This is a genomic window from Methylobacterium sp. M6A4_1b, from assembly GCF_053345175.1.
On sequence record NZ_JBKEZQ010000002.1, the window covers coordinates 263,483 to 280,407 of the forward strand.

General features: G+C 72.4%; 18 protein-coding genes. 7 read left to right on the plus strand and 11 right to left on the minus strand.

Annotated features, from left to right (window positions below):
• Positions 1-142 precede the first annotated feature (142 nt).
• Positions 143-2,260: a TonB-dependent receptor gene (locus ACLBWX_RS03275; protein WP_447675652.1), complete on the plus strand. Its 2,118-nt coding sequence runs from the start codon at positions 143-145 to the stop codon at positions 2,258-2,260.
• A gap of 128 nt (positions 2,261-2,388) precedes the next feature.
• Entirely contained in the window at positions 2,389-2,667 is a 279-nt protein-coding gene (locus ACLBWX_RS03280; RefSeq protein ID WP_447675653.1) for a hypothetical protein, read from the plus strand.
• 161 nt (positions 2,668-2,828) lie between these two features.
• Here the strand turns inward: ACLBWX_RS03280 and ACLBWX_RS03285 are convergent, their stop codons facing one another.
• Together ACLBWX_RS03285 and ACLBWX_RS03290 are read right to left on the minus strand one after the other, a co-directional pair.
• A complete protein-coding gene (locus ACLBWX_RS03285) occupies positions 2,829-3,203 on the minus strand; it encodes a DUF6481 family protein (protein WP_447675654.1) in 375 nt (124 codons plus the stop codon).
• Positions 3,204-3,424: 221 nt separating this feature from the next.
• A complete protein-coding gene (locus ACLBWX_RS03290; protein WP_056180426.1) occupies positions 3,425-3,634 on the minus strand; it encodes a cold-shock protein in 210 nt (69 codons plus the stop codon).
• A 607-nt stretch (positions 3,635-4,241) separates the two neighbouring features.
• On the opposite strand from ACLBWX_RS03290, the gene ACLBWX_RS03295 reads away from it, so the two are divergent.
• Positions 4,242-6,161 carry an autotransporter assembly complex protein TamA gene (locus tag ACLBWX_RS03295; RefSeq protein WP_447675775.1) on the plus strand — a complete coding sequence of 640 codons (1,920 nt, stop codon included), beginning with the start codon at positions 4,242-4,244 and terminating at the stop codon, positions 6,159-6,161.
• A gap of 248 nt (positions 6,162-6,409) precedes the next feature.
• On the plus strand, positions 6,410-10,747 hold the full coding sequence (locus tag ACLBWX_RS03300; RefSeq protein WP_447675776.1) for a translocation/assembly module TamB domain-containing protein: 4,338 nt from the start codon (positions 6,410-6,412) through the stop codon (positions 10,745-10,747).
• A 3-nt stretch (positions 10,748-10,750) separates the two neighbouring features.
• Here ACLBWX_RS03300 and ACLBWX_RS03305 read toward each other — a convergent pair whose 3' ends face one another.
• Complete coding sequence (locus ACLBWX_RS03305; protein WP_447675655.1) at positions 10,751-10,939, minus strand: hypothetical protein; 189 nt, start codon at positions 10,937-10,939, stop codon at positions 10,751-10,753.
• A gap of 118 nt (positions 10,940-11,057) precedes the next feature.
• On the opposite strand from ACLBWX_RS03305, the gene ACLBWX_RS03310 reads away from it, so the two are divergent.
• The 3 genes from ACLBWX_RS03310 (at position 11,058) to ACLBWX_RS03320 (ending at position 12,379) form a co-directional block, all read left to right on the plus strand.
• Positions 11,058-11,561 carry a peptide deformylase gene (locus ACLBWX_RS03310; protein ID WP_447675656.1) on the plus strand — a complete coding sequence of 168 codons (504 nt, stop codon included), beginning with the start codon at positions 11,058-11,060 and terminating at the stop codon, positions 11,559-11,561.
• A 93-nt stretch (positions 11,562-11,654) separates the two neighbouring features.
• On the plus strand, positions 11,655-12,077 hold the full coding sequence (locus ACLBWX_RS03315) for a hypothetical protein (protein WP_447675657.1): 423 nt from the start codon (positions 11,655-11,657) through the stop codon (positions 12,075-12,077).
• Complete coding sequence (locus ACLBWX_RS03320) at positions 12,074-12,379, plus strand: hypothetical protein (RefSeq protein WP_447675658.1); 306 nt, start codon at positions 12,074-12,076, stop codon at positions 12,377-12,379. Before ACLBWX_RS03315 ends, ACLBWX_RS03320 begins: the two co-directional genes overlap by 4 nt.
• Before the next feature lie 254 nt (positions 12,380-12,633).
• Here the strand turns inward: ACLBWX_RS03320 and ACLBWX_RS03325 are convergent, their stop codons facing one another.
• The 8 genes from ACLBWX_RS03325 to ACLBWX_RS03360 form a co-directional block, all read right to left on the minus strand.
• Positions 12,634-12,843, minus strand: coding sequence for a hypothetical protein (locus ACLBWX_RS03325; protein ID WP_447675659.1), 210 nt, complete (start codon positions 12,841-12,843; stop codon positions 12,634-12,636).
• A 216-nt stretch (positions 12,844-13,059) separates the two neighbouring features.
• Positions 13,060-13,734 (minus strand): HAD family hydrolase, encoded by a 675-nt coding sequence (locus ACLBWX_RS03330; RefSeq protein WP_447675660.1) that lies wholly within the window; start codon positions 13,732-13,734, stop codon positions 13,060-13,062.
• Positions 13,735-13,841: 107 nt separating this feature from the next.
• A complete protein-coding gene (locus tag ACLBWX_RS03335; RefSeq protein WP_447675661.1) occupies positions 13,842-14,129 on the minus strand; it encodes a hypothetical protein in 288 nt (95 codons plus the stop codon).
• Positions 14,130-14,333: 204 nt separating this feature from the next.
• Positions 14,334-14,831, minus strand: coding sequence for a DUF2934 domain-containing protein (locus tag ACLBWX_RS03340; RefSeq protein WP_447675662.1), 498 nt, complete (start codon positions 14,829-14,831; stop codon positions 14,334-14,336).
• Between the two features lie 79 nt (positions 14,832-14,910).
• The gene (locus ACLBWX_RS03345) at positions 14,911-15,171 is read right to left on the minus strand and encodes a hypothetical protein (RefSeq protein ID WP_056475034.1); all 261 of its coding nucleotides are present in this window, start codon (positions 15,169-15,171) and stop codon (positions 14,911-14,913) included.
• A gap of 100 nt (positions 15,172-15,271) precedes the next feature.
• Positions 15,272-15,673 (minus strand): hypothetical protein, encoded by a 402-nt coding sequence (locus tag ACLBWX_RS03350; protein ID WP_447675663.1) that lies wholly within the window; start codon positions 15,671-15,673, stop codon positions 15,272-15,274.
• Positions 15,670-16,128 (minus strand): hypothetical protein, encoded by a 459-nt coding sequence (locus ACLBWX_RS03355; protein WP_447675664.1) that lies wholly within the window; start codon positions 16,126-16,128, stop codon positions 15,670-15,672. The genes ACLBWX_RS03350 and ACLBWX_RS03355 overlap by 4 nt, the downstream gene beginning before the upstream one ends.
• Positions 16,129-16,460: 332 nt before the next feature.
• The gene (locus tag ACLBWX_RS03360) at positions 16,461-16,916 is read right to left on the minus strand and encodes a hypothetical protein (RefSeq protein ID WP_447675665.1); all 456 of its coding nucleotides are present in this window, start codon (positions 16,914-16,916) and stop codon (positions 16,461-16,463) included.
• Between the last annotated feature and the right edge of the window lie 9 nt (positions 16,917-16,925).

The window sequence follows — 16,925 nt, forward strand, 5'->3', positions numbered from 1 at the left end:
TCGGGCGTAGCGGTGATGTGCGCGAGCCACACCCCACGGCGAAGCTCGTCCGCCTCCGTGTCCGCTCTTGTCATACTATAACATCTGCAACATGAAACATTATAACATTTTTTGACGAGGTGGGCGGGTGCGGCGATCGCGGATGGTATGGGCCGGGGCGGTCCTGGCGGGAACGGGGTTCGGCGCGAGCCCGGCGAGCGCCCAGCAGGCGCAGGCGACCCTGGAGGAACTCAGCGTGACCTCGCCGAGCCCGATCGTGTCGACGCGGGGCTTCGCGCCGGCCTCCGCGCCGGCCATCGGCGTGCTGCCGGTGGTGACCAACACCTTCTCGCCCGTGACGGTGGTGACGGCCGAGCAGATCGCCCGCGACCAGCCGCGCACCCTCGGGGACGCCCTTTCCGACCGGCCCGGCATCTCGGCTTCGACCTACGCGCCGGGCGCGGCGAGCCGGCCGATCATCCGCGGCCTCGACAACAATCGGGTCCGCATCCAGGAGAACGGCGTCGGTATCCAGGACGTCTCGGAACTCGGCGAGGACCATGGCGTCCCGATCAACCCGCTGGTGGCCAATCGCATCGAGGTGATCCGGGGGCCGGCCTCGCTCCGCTTCGGCTCGCAGGCGATCGGCGGCGTGGTCAGCGCCGAGAACAACCGGGTGCCGACCTTCATTCCCGCCAACGGGGTCTCCGGATCGGCGACCACCGGGTTCTCCTCGGTCGACAACGGCCGCCTCGCCGCCGTGACGGTGGATGGCGGCTCGGGCAACGTCGCGGTCCATGCCGACGGCTTCCGGACCGCGGCCGACAGCTATGCCGTTCCGGGCGGCATCCAGCGCAACTCCGCTAATGAGAGCCAGGGCGGCGCGGTCGGCATGTCGTTCATCGGCGACCGCGGCTTCGTCGGCCTGTCCTACAGCCACTACGACGCCCTCTACCAGATTCCCGGCGCCGCGGCCGCCGAGAGCCGGACCCGCCTCGATCCGCGCCAGGACCGGCTGCTGGCCCGGGGCGAGTACCGCCCCCTCGACGGGCCGATCGCGGCCGTGCGCTTCTGGCTCGGCGGCTCGGTCTACCGCCACGACGAGACCGGCCTCGGCGAGGACGGGGTCGACGGCATCCGCGCCACCTTCAAGAACCGCGAGGCGGAAGGGCGCATCGAACTCCAGCACGTTCCCGTCGCCCTCCCCTTCGGCACGCTCACCGGCGCCCTCGGCCTCCAGGCCGGGCGACGCACCCTCGGCACCGCCGGCGAGGCCGGCGGCCTGCTGGCACCGACGGATTCGCGCAGCAACGCCGTCTACCTCTTCGAGGAACTGGCCCTCGCCGGCGGTCTGCGCCTGCAGGCGGCCGGGCGGATCGAGGGCGACCGCTCCACCGGCACCGCCACGGCCTTTCCGGGCGACTTCCTGCCCGTGGAGGGCGAGGAGCCCCTGGCCTTCGGCCGCCGTCGCCGGTTCGCCCCGAAGAGCGCGAGCTTCGGCGCCCTGCAGGACCTGCCCTACGGTTTCGTCGCGAGCCTGAACGGCTCCTTCGTCGAGCGGGCGCCCACCGCCTTCGAGCTCTACTCGCGCGGCGCGCACGACGCGACGGAGACCTTCGAGATCGGCGATGCCCGGCTGAAGAAGGAGCGCGCCCGCACCGTCGAAGCCAGCATTCGGCGCGCGGAGGGGCCGCTGCGCCTCGACGCGACGGGCTATTACACCCGCTATACGGGGTTCATCTACAAGCGCGACACCGGCATCCGCTGCGGCGACGACTTCGCCTCCTGCGGCAGCGACGACGAATTGCAGCAGATCGTCTATTCCCAACGCAATGCGACCTTCTACGGAGCCGAGATCGGGGCGCAGCTCGACCTGATCCCGGTGGGCAACGGCTTCGCCGGGCTCGACGCGCAGTATGATTTCGTGCGCGCCCAGTTCGACGACGGCACCTTCGTGCCCCGCATCCCGCCCCACCGCCTGGGCGGCGGCGTCTTCGTGCGCGCCGACGGCTGGTACGCCCGGGTCAACCTGCTCCACGCCTTCGCGCATACCGAGGTCGCCCCGATCGAGACCGTGACGCCCGGCTTCGACGACCTGCGCGCGGAGGTGAGCTACACAAGGCCCCTCGATCCGACCGTCTACGGCATGAGCGAGGTCACCCTCGGCCTCCAGGGCCGCAACCTGCTCGACGACCGCATCCGCAACTCGGCCTCGTTCAAGAAGGACGAGATCCTGCTGCCCGGCCGGAACGTGCGGCTGTTCCTCACGGCGCGATTTTGAAGCGACGGGGCATCCTCCTGGCGTGCCGGGGCGGGTCCCGAAGATAAAAGCCGACGCGGAGCGCCGGGCATGCTAGAAGATCGCAACCCCGCACGACCCCGTGTCCTGGGCAACTCCATGAGGCCCAAGTGGCAAATGCGTTCAAGAGCGGTGCGTCCCAGTCGCGCTCGACCAATGACTTCAACGAGCGCGCGAAGCTCCTGTCCGAGCGCCTCGGTGCCATTGAGAAGCCGGTGCAGATGAAGCGCGCGAACGCGCCGCGTCGCACCTTCAAGGCCGGACCGCGCCCCGAGGGCGAGACCGCCGAGCCGGCCGAGGCCCAGACCGAGGCTCACGAGACCGCCGAGACCGAGACCGAGGACGGCGAGCAGGAGAACCACGAGTCCGAGGGCCGCACCGAGGCCTGAGGGCGCGTCCCGCCTCCTTCGACCGTCCGAAGTGAAAGGGCCGACGCAGCGCGTCGGCCCTTTGTTCATGTCCGGATTTGGCTCGAGACGTGGCGCCGCCGAGGGTCGGCGACGCATCGTGAAACCGAGCGGCGGGCCGAAACCGAGCGGCAGGCTGAAACCTAGCGGCGGGCCTTGGCCTTGCGCGCCGCGTAGCGAGCGTCGCGGGCCTCCTTCCTGGCGATAAGCTCGGCGGCCTTCGCCTCGGCCGCGGCCAGGGCCTCGGCCTCCTCGCGCGCGATCTGCGCGGCGAGCTCGGCCTCCTCGCGGGCGCGCTTCGCTTCCGCCGCGGCCTTCTCGGCGGCGATCCGGGCCGCCTCGCGCTCGCGGGTGCGCTCGTCGCGCGCGCGGGCGATCTCGGCGCGGGCCTGCGCCTTGGCGATCATCTCCGGATCATCGGCCGGAGGACGGGCCTTGAATTTTTCCAGCAGCATCTGCTTGGCGCTGAGGGAGTTCTTCCGGCGGTCGTCGAAATTCCTGTAGTCGAAGGCGCCCATCTGACCTTTCTCATGTGGTGTGTCGCCCGCATCCGGCGTCGAGCACGCGCGGCATGGGGCCGTGGGAGGAATCAGGTTTTCGGAGAGTCGTGCATCGCAGCGGCCAGATGCCTGACTGCCGGACGAGAATCAACAGAAGCCGCCTCTCGGCGAGCGGCTTCCGACAGGGTGTCGAAACGAAGCCTGAGCCTTCCGGCGATGCCGGTCGCCGGATGTCCGGATCAGGCGGCCTGGAGGTTGCCGGCCGACTGCTTGCCCGTGCGCCGATCGCTCTCGATCTCGTAGGAGACCTTCTGGCCCTCGATCAGGTTGCGCATGCCGGCGCGCTCGACGGCGGAGATGTGGACGAACACGTCCTTGCCGCCGTCATCCGGCTGGATGAAGCCGTAACCCTTGGTCTCGTTGAACCATTTCACGGTGCCCGTGCTCATGGTGCTGTTCTCCCGAAGCGTTGAATCGCCGTCCATCGGCTGCCCGGCGCCCGCATCTGGTCGCGCGGGCGCCCGACGCGCAGGGTCGTCGAATGGGATGAGATCGAAGCGGCACCCGCGGACAGGCCTGTCGGGCAGTCCTGACGCAATGGCGGGCGTGCGACCCGGTAAAATCCGGCCATGGAACGATGGTCACGAAATGAGGAAGCCTGCGACGCAGGGACAAGGCGCCAGGCAAAGCCGGGTTCCCGAGCCGGCCGACGAAAGCGCGCGCGACTGCCCGACCCTGCGGCGAAGCGCGCAACCGGCGTTGCGCCTGGGGGTGACGCAGCGCGCCGTGGTTGCTGCAACGGGGCCGGACCGGTACTCTCCCGTGCAAGAGACGGGGGTCCGAAGGACCCGGACACGTGATGGGGATACGGGACCGCCGGCGAGGCCGCGGCCCGGGAGGGGATCGGATGGCGGGGCCTGCGACGCAGCGACCAGGGCCGGCGGCGCAGCTGCGCCGGGCCTGCGGGATCGGCCATTCGTGACGCGAATTCGGGGGCGGATTCGTCGCGCGTCGGTCTGGAGGCGTGCGGGCGCCGCGTGGACGCTCGCGCTCGGCCTGGCCGCGGGCGGGCCGGCCACCGGGCCGGCTTCGGCCTTCGACCTGTTCGGCCTGTTCGGCTCCGAGGAGGAGCCGCCGGCCCCGAGCGCGGGCGCTCTGCCCTACACGGTCAAGTTCTCCGGCATCGATGACGACGACGTCCTGCGCGCGCTCCAGGACACCTCGACCCTGTATCGCCTGCGCCAGGAGGCGCCGCCGGATGGCGAGGGCCTGGTCCGCCGGGCGGAGGCCGACCAGCGCCGCCTCGCCGACGTGCTCTCGGGCTATGGCTACTACCAGGGCACGGTGACGATCCGCATCGACGGCGTCGTGCTGGCGGGTGAATCCACCGTGGTCCCGGCCGCCCGCGCGGCCGAGGGGTCGCGGTCCCGCGCCCTGGTCCCGGTCAAGGTCGTGGTCGATCCCGGCCCGCTCTACACCCTGCGCTCGGTCGCCGCCCGGGATACCCGGGGGAACCCCTTCCCCGAGGAGGTCCTGCCGGAGCGCTTCACCCGCACCGGCGACGACGTGCCGGCCCGCTCGGCCACGGTGCTGGCCCGCGAGGCCAAGATCGTCGACCGCTTCCGGGCGCTGGGCCATCCCTTCGCCAAGGCCGCGGCCCGCGATCCCGTGGTGGACGACGCCGCCCACGTCATGGACGTGACCTTCACCATCGAACCCGGGCCGATCGCCGGCCTCGGGGAGGTCGCGGTGCGCGGCACCAAGGACATCGACCCGGCGGTGGTGCGCTCGTTCATCTACGCCGAGCCGGGCGATCCGTATTCGCCCAAGGCCGTGTCCGACATCCGCCGCTCGGTGGCCAAGGTCGAGGGGCTGGGCTCGATCCGGGTGCGCGAGGGCGAGACCCTGGACCCCTCCGGCAACCTGCCGATCTTCGTCGACGTCACCGAGCGCGAGAAGAACCTGATCGGCGTCGCGGCCCGCTACTCCACCGTCGATGGGCCGGGCATCCGGGCCTATTACGCCAACCGCAACCTGTTCGGCGGCGGCGAGACCTTCCGGGTCGATGCCGACATCTATTACCTGGGCAACGACCTCTACGCCAAGCAGCGCAAGGCCGCCGGCATCGACTCGAACGGCCTCGGCGGCCGGCTCTCGGCCACCTTCGTCAAGCCGGCCCTCTGGGGCACTCGCAACGACTTCATCGCCAACGTCTTCGCGGGCCGGGAAGCGCAGCAATCCTATGTGAGCGACGCCGCCGGCGGCACGGTGGCCCTGCGCCACCGGTTCTCCGACAGCTTCTTCGCGCAGATCGGCGTCGACGGGCAGGCGGGTCGCTCGCAGGACGCGCTGGGCAAGGTCGATTACCGCCTCGTCGGCGTGCCGCTCTCGGTGAGCTACGATTCCACCGACAACCTGCTCGATCCGACCGAGGGCGTCCGCCTCACCGCGTCGGCGACGCCCTATGCAGGCTTTCTCGGTTCCGACCCGTCGATCTTCGTCGCCAAGGCGCAGGGCTCGACCTACTACGCCTTCGACGACGAGGCCCGCTACATCCTGGCCGGCCGCATCGGCTTCGGCTCGATCTCGGGCGCGAACCTCGAGGACATCCCGGCCAACATCCGGTTCTTCGCCGGCGGCGGCGGCTCGGTGCGCGGCTTCCCCTACCGGACGCTGGGACCGCGCGGACCCTTCAACCTGCCCATCGGCGGCCGCAGCCTGCTCGAGGCCTCCGTGGAGGCGCGCATCAAGGTCACGGACACCATCGGCGTGGTGCCGTTCATCGACGCCGGCACCGCCTTCGCCGGCAGCCTGCCCGATTTCGACGAGCGCATCCGCTACGCGGTCGGCCTGGGGCTGCGCTACTACACCGGCATCGGCCCGATCCGCGTCGACGTCGCCTTCCCGATGGACCGCATCAAGGGCAATCACGAGCGCCCGGTGGCCCTGTACATCAGCCTGGGGCAGTCCTTCTGATGGGCGTCTGGACCGCACTCACTTCTTGGGCTTCGACGCGGCCTTCCGCGAAGCACTCACCCGCAGACGTGACCGGGTCGTCATTCCGGGGCGCCGGAGGCGAGCCCGGAATCCAGAGCCGCCGACCGCGTCATGTTCGGCACGACCTACGTTTCCGGACCCCGGGCTCCGCGATGCGGCTCCGGGAGGACGTGGGGCTCCGGGAGGACTTGGGGCTCCGGGAGGACCTGCCCCGCTCCGGTCTTTCGATGGGTCCCTTCCTCACGCCCAGGAGCAGTGTGCGCCGCCTCGCCGCCGTCCTGTGCCTGTCCCTGTTCGCCGCGACACCCGCCACGCTCACCCGCGCCGACGACGGCGAGAAGACGGTGCTGGGCGGGCTTTTGTCGAAGGCGCTGTCGACGCCCGGTTCGCGGGTCGCCATCGGCGCGGTCGACGGCGCCCTGTCCTCGGATGCCACGATCCGGGATGTCGCGATCAGCGATGCCAACGGCGTCTGGCTGAAGCTCGACAAGGCGCGCCTGGTCTGGCGCCGCCTCGCCCTGCTCTCGGGCCGCCTGGAGGTGGAGAGCCTGGAGGTCGGGCGCCTGGAAGTCCTGCGCCGCCCCCTCCCCGCCCCCGTCTCGGCGACGCCGGAGCCGGACGGATCGCTGCTGCCCGACCTGCCGGTGAAGGTGGAGGTGAAGGCCTTCAAACTCGCCGAACTCGTCCTCGGCGAGGCGCTGGCCGGACAACCGGCCCGCCTCGGCGCCGAAGGCCGGGCCAAGCTCGGCGCGCCCTCCGAAGGCCTCGACCTCGATGTCGCGGTGCGCCGCCTCGACGCCGAGGGGCGCTTCGGCGCGCGGCTGCTCTTCGTGCCGAAGGGCGAGACCCTGGAACTCAAGACCACCCTGGTGGAACCCGCCGGCGGGCTCCTCTCGAAGGCCGCCAACCTACCCGGCACCCCGCCGATCAACCTCGACCTCGACGGGCGTGGAACGCTCGACGCCTGGAATGCCCGCCTCGACTTCGATGCCGGGCCGGATCTCGGCGCCCGCGGCACCGCGCGCATCTCCCGCATCGGCGCCGAGCGGCGCCTCGCCCTCGACCTCGCCTCGCGGATCGAGGGGCTGCTGCCCGGCCCGGCCGCGGCGATCTTCTCCGGCACGACCAAGCTCGACGGCGGGCTGCGCTTCGCCGACAGCGGCGCCTTCGGCATCGACCGCCTGGAACTGACCTCGCGCACGGCGCGCCTGGAAGCCAGGGGGACGCTCACCGCCGACCGGGTGGCCGACTTCCTCGTCTCCGCCCGCGCCGTGCCCACCGAGGGCGGCGTCACCAAGGCGGCGGATGCCGAACTCGACATCCTGGTCTTCGACGGCAGCCTGAAGGGTCCCGTGGCGCGGCCCACCGTCAACGGCGTGCTCAAGGCCGCGGGCCTGCGCGCCGGCGGCTCCGCCCTGGAGCGGGTCGACGCGACCCTGTCGATGCTGCCGGCCTGCTCCGACCCCTCCGTCGCCCGCTTCGCGCTCTCCGCCGACGCGAAGGTCGACGGCCTGCGCCTCGCCGACCCGGCCCTGCGGCGGGCGATCGGATCGCGGGCCGCGCTCACCTTCCGCGGCACCCTGCAGCCCGACGGCATCCTCGATGTCGGCCAGCTGACCCTCGATGGACCGACCGCGAAGGCCGCCTATGCGGGACGCATCGGCCAGAACACCCTCACGGGCACGGTCGATGCGGCGCTCTCCGACCTCGCGGCCTTCTCGGAAGTCGCCGGACGACCCCTCGCCGGCACCCTGACCGCGCGCGCGGCCCTGACCGGCGACCCGGCCCGCAAGGCGGTCAGCGCCGATGTCGACCTGCGCACCAGCGGCCTCGCCCTCTCGGCTCCGGTTCTCGACCGCACCCTCGGAGCCGCGCCGCGCTTCACCGGCCGGCTCTCGCAGGTCTATGACGGCTACGCCTTCGAGGGCGCCCGCTTCGAGGGGGCCGAGATCGTCGGGCGTCTCGAGGGCCGCGCCACCGCGCGCCTGGCCGACGCCAAGCTCGTGGTCGACCTGAAAGACCTGTCCACCCTCGACCCGAAGCTCGCCGGGCGCGCCCTCCTCGACGGACGGCTGACCGGCACCCTGGAGAAGCCCGACCTCACCGCCACACTGACGGCGGGCGAGGCGCGCGCCCTCGGCCGGCCGCTCCGGGACCTGCGGGTCGAAGCCGCCCTGAAGGATCTCACCGGGGCGCTGGACGGCACCCTGCGCCTGTCCGGCGACGTCGCCGGCAAGGCCCTCCAGGGCGACGCGCACCTGGCCCGCCGCACGCCCGACGACTGGACCCTCGACCGCCTGGCCTTCCGGCTCGGCTCCGTCGCCCTGAACGGCCGTGCCTCGGTGGATGCCCGCACCCTCCTCACGGAGGGCGCCCTCACCCTTTCGGCCGGCAATCTCGACGACCTCGCGCCGCTCGCTCTGACGCCGATGGCGGGCAACCTCGACGCCGCCGTCACCCTGTCGCGGGCCGGCGGACGCCAGGATGCCGCCATCAAGGGGAACGGGGCCTCGCTGCGCTTCGGCGAGATCGGTCTGTCGCGGCTGGAGGCCGATCTCACCGGGCGCGATCTGCTGGCCCGGCCGGTGGTCGACGGCCGGGTGAATGCCGACCGGATCGTCGCCGCGGGCCAGAGCCTCGACACCATCCGCCTCGTGGCGGTCGGGGCGCCGAGCGCGAGCGACATCACCCTGACCGCGAAGGCGCGCGGCTTCGACCTCGACGGCGCCGCACGCCTCGTGCCCGGCGAGCGCACCCGCATCGACCTGGCGCGGTTCTCCGCCGCCCGCGGCGGCGACCGGCTCGCTCTCGCCGGCCCCGCGAGCGTCACCCTCGACGGCGGCTCGGCCGTGATCGACAACCTCGTGGTGGCCGCCGGCAGCGGCCGGCTCAGCCTGTCCGGCCGGGTCGGCCAGGCCCTCGACCTCAAGCTCGGCATCCGCAGCCTGCCCCTGGCGCTGGCCCGGATCGCCTCGCCCGGTCTCGCCCTGACCGGCACCCTCGACGGCGAGACGGACCTGCGCGGCTCCGCCAGCCGCCCCGAGGGGCGCTACGCGCTCACGGTCGCGCGCCTCGTCACGCCCGAGACCCGCAAGGCCGGCCTGCCGCCCATCGACGCGCGGGCGAGCGGAACGGTGAGCGACGGCCGCGCCGGCATCGACGGGCGGGTCTCCGCCGGGCGGGGGGCCGAGATGACGATCACCGGCTCGCTGCCGGTGGCCCCCGGCGAGGCGCTCGCCGTGAAGCTGCGCGGCACCCTCGACGCGGCGCTCGCCAACAGCCTGCTCAGCGTCGGCGGCCAGCGCGTCGCCGGACGGATCGCCCTCGATGCCGGCGTGACCGGCACGCTGGCCGCCCCCCGCGCCGAGGGCGCCGCGACGCTGACGGGCGGCTCCTTCACCGATCCGCTCCAGGGTATCCGCCTCACCAACATCGAGGGCCGGGTCACCGGCCGCGGCGACGCCCTGGTGGTGGAGCGCCTGACGGCGCTGACCCGCAACGGCGGCACCCTGCGGGGCGAGGGCCGGGTGGCGCTGGAGCCCGCCGCCGGCTTTCCGGGCTCGCTCCGGGTCTCGGCCGAGCGTGCCGAACTCGTCTCCAGCCCGCTCATGACCGCGGTGGCGAGCCTCAACCTCGCCCTGACCGGGCCGCTCGCCCGGACCCCGAAGGTGGCCGGCCGGATCGACCTGATCTCGGTCGACGTCTCGGTGCCCGACCGCCTGCCCGCCACCGTGCAGCCCCTGCCCGAGATCCGCCGGGTGAACACGCCGCCGGAGGTGCGCGCCCGCCTCGCCGCCCGGGCCGACCGGCGCGCCAAGGTCGCGGCCCTGGGCAAGCGGGGCAAGGCCGCCCCGCCCTTCGACGCGACGCTCGACATCGCCGTGAACGCTCCGAACCGCATCTTCGTGCGCGGGCGCGGCATCGACGCCGAACTCGGCGGCGCCCTCCGGCTCACCGGCTCCTCGCGGGACCCCGTGGCCACCGGCGATTTCGAGATGCGCCGCGGCCGCCTCAGCGTCGTCGGCCAGCGCCTGGACTTCACCCGCGGCCGTCTCACCTTCGGCGGCGAGATCGCCACCCCCGATCTCGACTTCGTCGCCGAGACCAAGGCCGCCGAGGTCACCGCCCGGATCGCCGTGACCGGCCCGGCCAACCAGCCGAGCTTCCTCCTCACTTCCGACCCGAGCCTGCCCCAGGACGAGGTGCTGTCGCGCCTGCTGTTCAAGAAGGCGTCCGGCGGCCTGTCGCCGTTCCAGGCCCTGCAACTCGCGCAGGCCGTGGCGCAGTTCTCCGGCGGGGCCGGCGGCGTCGACGTGTTCGAGCAGGCGCGCAAGGGGCTGGGGCTCGACAGCCTCGACGTGTCGACCGGCGCCAGCGGCGGGCCGGCGCTCGGCGCCTCGCGCTATCTCAGCGATCGCCTCAGCGTCGGCGTGAAGGCGGGCGCCAAGCCCGCCGACACCGCGGCGACGGTGGATTACGACGTGACCCGCCGGGTCAAGATCCAGGGCGAGGCCGGCAGCGACGGCCGCACAGCGGTCGGCGTCGGCGCCGAGTGGGAATATTGAGCGTCAGCGCGTCAGCCAGAGCGACTGGCCGACGCCGCTCAGCGTCCCGTTGAAATGCGTGACGAGGACGATCGCCCAGAGCATGCCGAGAAGCGTGGTCAGGGCGACGAGGATGACCTCGCCGGAATCGCGCAGCCGCAGGAACCGGCTCGCCGACGCGGGGGATGGTTTCCCGGTGGGGGGTTCGGCCATTCCGTCTCCGGTTCGGCTGTGTCATTCGGCCCGGACGCCGCAAGCCACGGGCCAGGAGGCCGGCCCCGACGCCGCCTCGCGCAACCGTGACGCCCCTCCCCCACCGGAAACCGCTGCCTTGTCCGCCTCGTCCCTGCTGATCTATCCCGATCCCCGCCTGCGCCTGGTGGCCGAGCCCGTGGCGCGTTTCGACGAGGCCCTGCGCGCTTCGGCTCGCGAGCTCGAGGCGGTGATGCTGGCGGTCTCCGCCCTCGGGCTCACCCTGCCGCATATCGGCCGGGCGCAGCGCCTGGTGCTGCTGCGGATGGAGCCCGGCGAGCCGGTGACCGCCTACGTCAACCCGGAGGTCGTCTGGGCCTCGCCCGAGCGCGGTCCGCAGCAGGAGGGCAGCGTGTCGATGCCGGGCGTCATGGACGTGGTCGATCGGGCCGTGCGCGTCCGGGTGACGTATCGTGACCTCGACGGCGCCGAGCGCGAGGAAGCGGCGGAGGGATTCCGGGCCGCCTGCCTCCAGCACGAGATCGACCAGCTCGACGGCATCTTCTGGATCGAGCGCCTGTCCCGCCTGCGCCGCGACCGCGCGATCAAGCGCTTCGCCAAGCTGCGGCGCCCCGGCGGCTGAACACGCGATCGTCGTGGGACGCTTTCGGCGCCTGCGCGTTATGCTCGACTTTCCGTCCGAACAGCCGCCCCGCCAAGATTCGATCCGATGCCCATGCTCCGATCCGCCCTGCTCGCCCTGGTGCTCGCCGCGTCCGCGCCCGCCGCGGCGGCGCCGCCCGCCGCGGTTCCGGCGATCGGATGCCCTTCCCTGGCGAATCTCAGGCTCCTGCTGCGCGAGAGCAAGGACGATGCGGCCGTGGCCGCGGGCCTTCTCGCCGACGACAAGGCCGACCACCTCGGCTGCGCGACCATCCCGCGCGACGCGGTGGCGGGGATCGCCGAGCATCTGGCCTTGAACGGCAACGCCTACGATTGCCTCAACCTGCGGACCACGAGCATCTGCCACTGGGTCGTCGCCGGTACGGCGACGCCCGTCGCGGCGGGGCCGAAGCCGCGCGGGGCCGACAAGGCGCGGGCCTCCGACAAGGCCGCTCCACCCGAGAAAGCCCCGCAGCCCGAGAAAGCCCGCCGATGACCCGAACGCTCCGCCTCGGCCTCATGGCCGCCCTGCTCGGGTTCGCTCCCGGCTCCGCCGTCCGGGCGCAGGCCGCCGAACCGACCGACGTCGTCGCCTGCCAGACCCTGGTCGAGCTGCGGGTGCTGATGGCACGCGGCGACCGGGCCGCGGCCGAGGCGGCCCTCCCGCAGCATCCGGGCTGCCGCCGGATCGCGCGCGCGCGCATCGGCGCCGCCGAACATCGCGCCATGGTGGGCGGGGCGCCCTTCGAATGCCTGGCCGTCGCGGACGAGGGCGCCTGCGCCTGGGTGCTGCCCTGACGGGACTAGGACATCGTGATTCGAAGAGCGATGCGGTGAGCCGGGCCGGCGCTCGTGGCGATCCGGGTCGCGGCGGCCTCGGCGGCACTGGCACAGGGTGACTCGACGCCGTTCCGAAGCCGGTCGGATGCCTCCTGCCGGACCGAAGCGCGGCACCGGGTGATCCCGGCGTCCGACTTCGGGGGCTCGGCCTCTCCGCGATCGGCCGGCAGTGCTACGGCGCCTGTACGACGCGCGCGCGACCGGAGGGTCTCTCAGACGCTGAGGGGGGCGCCGATCCGGGCACGCAGGACGTGGCGGAGATTCTCGTTGTCGTTCGTGTCCGCGTCGAGGGCGGCCATCAGGCGGAGGAGCCGGCTGATCGGCGTGGTCCGGTCCTGGACAGCCGCATTGATGAGCGCCTGGAGGGGAGCGGGCTCGCTGACCGGATGCGATGTCGGGTACGTCTGGGCCGGCTGGGGCATGGTCCGCGGATCCGTGGCGTGATCGGGCGCGATCACGGCCGGGCTGCTACGCCATACCCGGACCCCGCGCCAGGTTTTTTTGCCATCTATCCATAGCCGGCATGCAATCCTGCCCTGCGCGGCGGAACAAAGCGGGATTAAACGGGAAATGTGTGGATCGGCCCGGATCCCGCGCCGCGCGTGGCCGATACGCCACCGCGCCCGCCCGAATCACCGTCACGTCGCCAGCGGGGAGGATGCATACCCGTCGAGGAGATCCTGTGGGTCCCGGTAGATCGCGAGGCAGCCGGCCGCCCTGAGACCGGCTTCCGGGAAGCCTCCGCAGAGGACGCCGATGGACCGGATGCCGGCCTTCCCGGCGGCCTCGGCATCGTAGGGGGTGTCGCCGACGACCACGGCCTGCGCGGCGGTGAGCGGCGCGAGCTTTTCCAGGGCGGCCTGGAAGATGTCGGGGAACGGCTTCGAACGCGCGACATCGTCGGAGGTGACGACGACGTCCGTCAGGTCCTCGACCTTCATCAGCGACTGGTAGTGCTCGACTTCCGCGGCCTTGCCGGAGGAGGCCAGCGCGACGGTCAGGCCCTGGCTCTTCAGGTGCTCGAACAGGGCGCGGACGCCCGGGAAGGGCTTCACCTGCGAAAGGTAGTCGCGCTTGAACAGGTCCGAGCGGTAGGCCTCGATGGTCTCGCCCTCGCGCGCGATGCGGGCCTCGTCGAGGAAGACGGGCAGAAGCTGGTCGCCGCCCTTGCCGATCTGGCTCCGAGCCTCGTCGTGGCCGACGGTGACTCCGAAATGCGCGAAGGCGTCGACCCAGGCCTGGGCGTGGAGGTCGACGCTGTCGAGCAGGGTGCCGTCGATATCGAAGATCACCGCCCGCACGGTCTTGGTCATCGCGTCATCCCGAACCCGTCGCGCGCCGGACGAACCGCCGGCGCTCCATGGGCGAACGGATGGCTATCGGGGCTGTTCCGTGCCGAACGCGCGAATCGTCCGGGGGATCAGCGCGGGAAGATGTGAAGCCCGTCGTCGGGCAGCAGGTTGCGGGCCGGCCCGCCGGTCTGCTGGCCCCGACCCTGCTGATAATAGGGCAGCTCCGGCCGGCGGTCATTGTCGCCGCCCGAATCGTACTCGTAGGACCGGCTCCAGGGGGCCCGTCCGCCCACGCCGCCGGTGGTGTCGACGTCGATGACGGCCGGGCCTCCGCGAAGGCCGGTCGGTGCCGCCACGGCGCCGATCGGCAGGCCGGCGAGGCTGAGGGCCAGGAGGGTGGAAACCGTCGTCTTCATGGGGGCCTCGGCGGGAACAGCGCGCGGTCCCGGGGACCACGCATGCAGGTCAGGATCTGGCCTGACAACGGTCAAGGTTCCCCTTCGTTCCGGCCCTCCCTGGCGGGACCCGCCGCCGCGGACAGCGGAAAGCCCGCCCCGCCGGTTCGGCGAAGCGGGCTTCGAATGGTGCGGTGCCGGGGCCGAACGCTCCGGCCCGCCGCCTCAATGAACGGTGGCGACGCTCTCGGCGGCGCGGCTGCGGGCCGGAGCCCGCGGGGCTTTCGCCGCGGCAGCCTTCGCGACGGCGGCCTTCGCGACGGTAGCCTTGGCGACAGTGGCCTTGGCAACCGCGACCTTGACGGCAGGAGCCTTGGTGACGGGGGCCTTGGCGACGGGGGCCTTGGCGACGGGGGCCTTGGTCACCGCGGCCTTGGCCGCCTTCGTGCCGACATCCGCCTTCGCCTTGGTCTCGACCTTGGCGCTGGCGCTGCGGCTGCGGCTCGGCTTGGTCTTCAGGGTCTCGGCGAGCACCACGGCCGGGCTGGCCGAGAGGGTGACGTCCGCGGTGGCGGCCTGGAGCACTTCGACGCCCGTCCGCGACGGGGTCAGGAGGTCGTTCTCCGCGCGCAGCCAATGCGCTTCGGCCTGGCCGATCACGCGGCCCTCGTCTTCCCAGATGTGATAGGCGCGCTCGCGCACCTGCTGCTCGAAGGCGTTCATCGTCTCTCCTCGTCCGTGCGGTCCGACGTCCCGGGCGAGGATGAAACCGGATGGTTAAGCGGGGGTTAACCGTGCCGGCTCAGCCCTTCGAGAGGCGGCGGGCATTGGCGCGGACCTTCCGGCGGTAGCCGGCCACGACCCGGGCGGTGGAGCCGCCGGTGGCGATCAGGAGGGCCGCCTCGTTCGCGGCCATGATCTTCTCGGTGATCATGCGCTGGGCCTCGGCCTGGGCGGCGGCCCCGCCGGTCGACAGTTTGGCGAGCCGCAGGCCGATGACCTGCTGCGATTCCATGGCGAGCAGGGTCGCGTCCATGCCGAGCTTCCACCAGGAACCGAACATCAATCGTCACTCTTCGAAGCGGTTGGGCCGAGCCATCGTCGCGGCCCGGCATCGAGGATGGGATCCCGCGCCCGGCGACGGGATGCGGGAGCGGGCCGGCTCAGTCGAACAGGCGGTTCTTCGCGCCGGATCCGCCGAGGCTGATCTTCTTCGTGCCCGATCCGCCGAGGCTGATCTTCTTGGGCGGCGCTGCGGCCGGGCTCGGCGTCGCCGGGCGCGACGGCTTCAGGCGCGACTGGCCGTAGACGACCGATCCGATCTCGTCGGCGACGCGCACCAGGTCCTCGCGCTCGCAGGCCCGCGCCACCCGCAGGCCGAGCTGGTGCATGTGGCTCTTGCCGTAGAGGTACACGGCGAGCCGCGCCCGCGTCGTCGTCGACATGGCGTCGAGGATCTCGGGCAGGTCGTCCTCGTCGGCCCGGTAGACCTGGCCGAGGAGTTCGAGGGAGACCGGGCAGTCCGGATCGGGAACGGCGCCGCTGGTCGGATGGGATTGCGTCATGGAGCGTCTGCCTGTGCGAGGGGCGGAAGGGGAGCGGCCGGAGGATCGGCCGCGACGGGGGTGGGGCCGCCCGCATCCGTGCGGACGGAAGGGGCCGGCGCGGACACTGGTACCGCCGGCACCGCCGGCGGGAGGGCCGTGAGGCATCCGGTGCAGACCGAGGCGATGGCGATGCGGGACCGTGCCTCCGCCCGTTGCCAGACGGCCTCGCTGCGGGCGCGCGCGGCCTGGGCCGCGGCCTCGTCGAAGGCGCCGCCCCCGCCGATCCCGAGGGCCGGCTCGCCGCCGGGACGGATGCGGATGAACAGCGGCTCCTGCGCCGCGGCCGCGCCGGCTGCCAGGACTCCGATGGCGAGGACACCCATAGCCGAGACTCCGATAGCAGGCGCGAGGGCGATGAGGCTACCGGCGATCGCGCAGGTGCGGCACAGGGCTGCGGGAATGAGACGGGGCATCGGCTCCTCGGTCGGTCGCCCGCGACGGGATCGGTCAGGTCCCATCGTACGGCCGAACAGGGTTAACACGGTCTGAAGCGAACCGGATGCCGCAGCGGCAGAGCGTCCGCTCGACCCTCGGTGGTCGGGCGGCCTAACAGGGCGCCATGGAACCGAACGTCTACCTCCTGATGGCGGCAGCCCTCCTGTATTCCGGCTACATGGTGATCGCCATGCGCTCCTGAGCGCGTTCTCGCCATGCGCTCCTGAGCGCGTTCTCGCCATGCGCTCCTGAGCGCGTTCTCGCCCTTCGCTCCTGAGCGCGTCTCTGCCCGCGCTCGTGACGGCGTCCTTCAGCGACGCGCGTCGCGTTCGATCACCGCGCAGGCGGTGACGGGCGCCTCGCGGGACCCGGAGAGCGAGCAGGTGACGAGGACCTTTCCGGCATCGACGTTGCTGTGCCGCGTCGTCGCGGCGGCGGTCAGCGCCGTCCGTCCCGCCTGCGCCAGCACGTCCGCCGCGATCCCCGTGACGGCGTGGCCGGCGCGTCCCAGCAGCTCGAAGTAGCCGGCGGGCAGCGGCGCGCCCCGGAACTGGGTGCCGGTGGCCGAGAGTTCGCCGCAGGCGAGCGTCATGCCGACCCCGTCGGCGGTCCTGAACTCCGCGAAATCCGCACTCCGCTTGACCAGCTCGCCCCCGGTCTCCGAGGTCACCCGGTCGATGAGTTCGCCGCAGACATCCGCCGAAGCGGGTCCGGCGAGGGCGAGAAGGCCGAGGGCCGCGGCGAGGGCGGGAATGAATGCGCGCATGCCCCTCAC

Coding starts and splice junctions, on each gene's coding strand:
- ACLBWX_RS03330 (WP_447675660.1), bottom strand. CDS start 13,734: ATGACCAAGACCGTGCGGGCGGTGATCTTCGATATCGACGGCACCCTG.
- ACLBWX_RS03360 (WP_447675665.1), bottom strand. CDS start 16,916: ATGCGCGCATTCATTCCCGCCCTCGCCGCGGCCCTCGGCCTTCTCGCC.
- ACLBWX_RS03335 (WP_447675661.1), bottom strand. CDS start 14,129: ATGAAGACGACGGTTTCCACCCTCCTGGCCCTCAGCCTCGCCGGCCTG.
- ACLBWX_RS03315 (WP_447675657.1), top strand. CDS start 11,655: ATGCTCCGATCCGCCCTGCTCGCCCTGGTGCTCGCCGCGTCCGCGCCC.
- ACLBWX_RS03320 (WP_447675658.1), top strand. CDS start 12,074: ATGACCCGAACGCTCCGCCTCGGCCTCATGGCCGCCCTGCTCGGGTTC.
- ACLBWX_RS03355 (WP_447675664.1), bottom strand. CDS start 16,128: ATGCCCCGTCTCATTCCCGCAGCCCTGTGCCGCACCTGCGCGATCGCC.
- ACLBWX_RS03350 (WP_447675663.1), bottom strand. CDS start 15,673: ATGACGCAATCCCATCCGACCAGCGGCGCCGTTCCCGATCCGGACTGC.
- ACLBWX_RS03275 (WP_447675652.1), top strand. CDS start 143: ATGGTATGGGCCGGGGCGGTCCTGGCGGGAACGGGGTTCGGCGCGAGC.
- ACLBWX_RS03340 (WP_447675662.1), bottom strand. CDS start 14,831: ATGAACGCCTTCGAGCAGCAGGTGCGCGAGCGCGCCTATCACATCTGG.
- ACLBWX_RS03345 (WP_056475034.1), bottom strand. CDS start 15,171: ATGTTCGGTTCCTGGTGGAAGCTCGGCATGGACGCGACCCTGCTCGCC.
- ACLBWX_RS03290 (WP_056180426.1), bottom strand. CDS start 3,634: ATGAGCACGGGCACCGTGAAATGGTTCAACGAGACCAAGGGTTACGGC.
- ACLBWX_RS03305 (WP_447675655.1), bottom strand. CDS start 10,939: ATGGCCGAACCCCCCACCGGGAAACCATCCCCCGCGTCGGCGAGCCGG.
- ACLBWX_RS03300 (WP_447675776.1), top strand. CDS start 6,410: ATGGGTCCCTTCCTCACGCCCAGGAGCAGTGTGCGCCGCCTCGCCGCC.
- ACLBWX_RS03285 (WP_447675654.1), bottom strand. CDS start 3,203: ATGGGCGCCTTCGACTACAGGAATTTCGACGACCGCCGGAAGAACTCC.
- ACLBWX_RS03325 (WP_447675659.1), bottom strand. CDS start 12,843: ATGCCCCAGCCGGCCCAGACGTACCCGACATCGCATCCGGTCAGCGAG.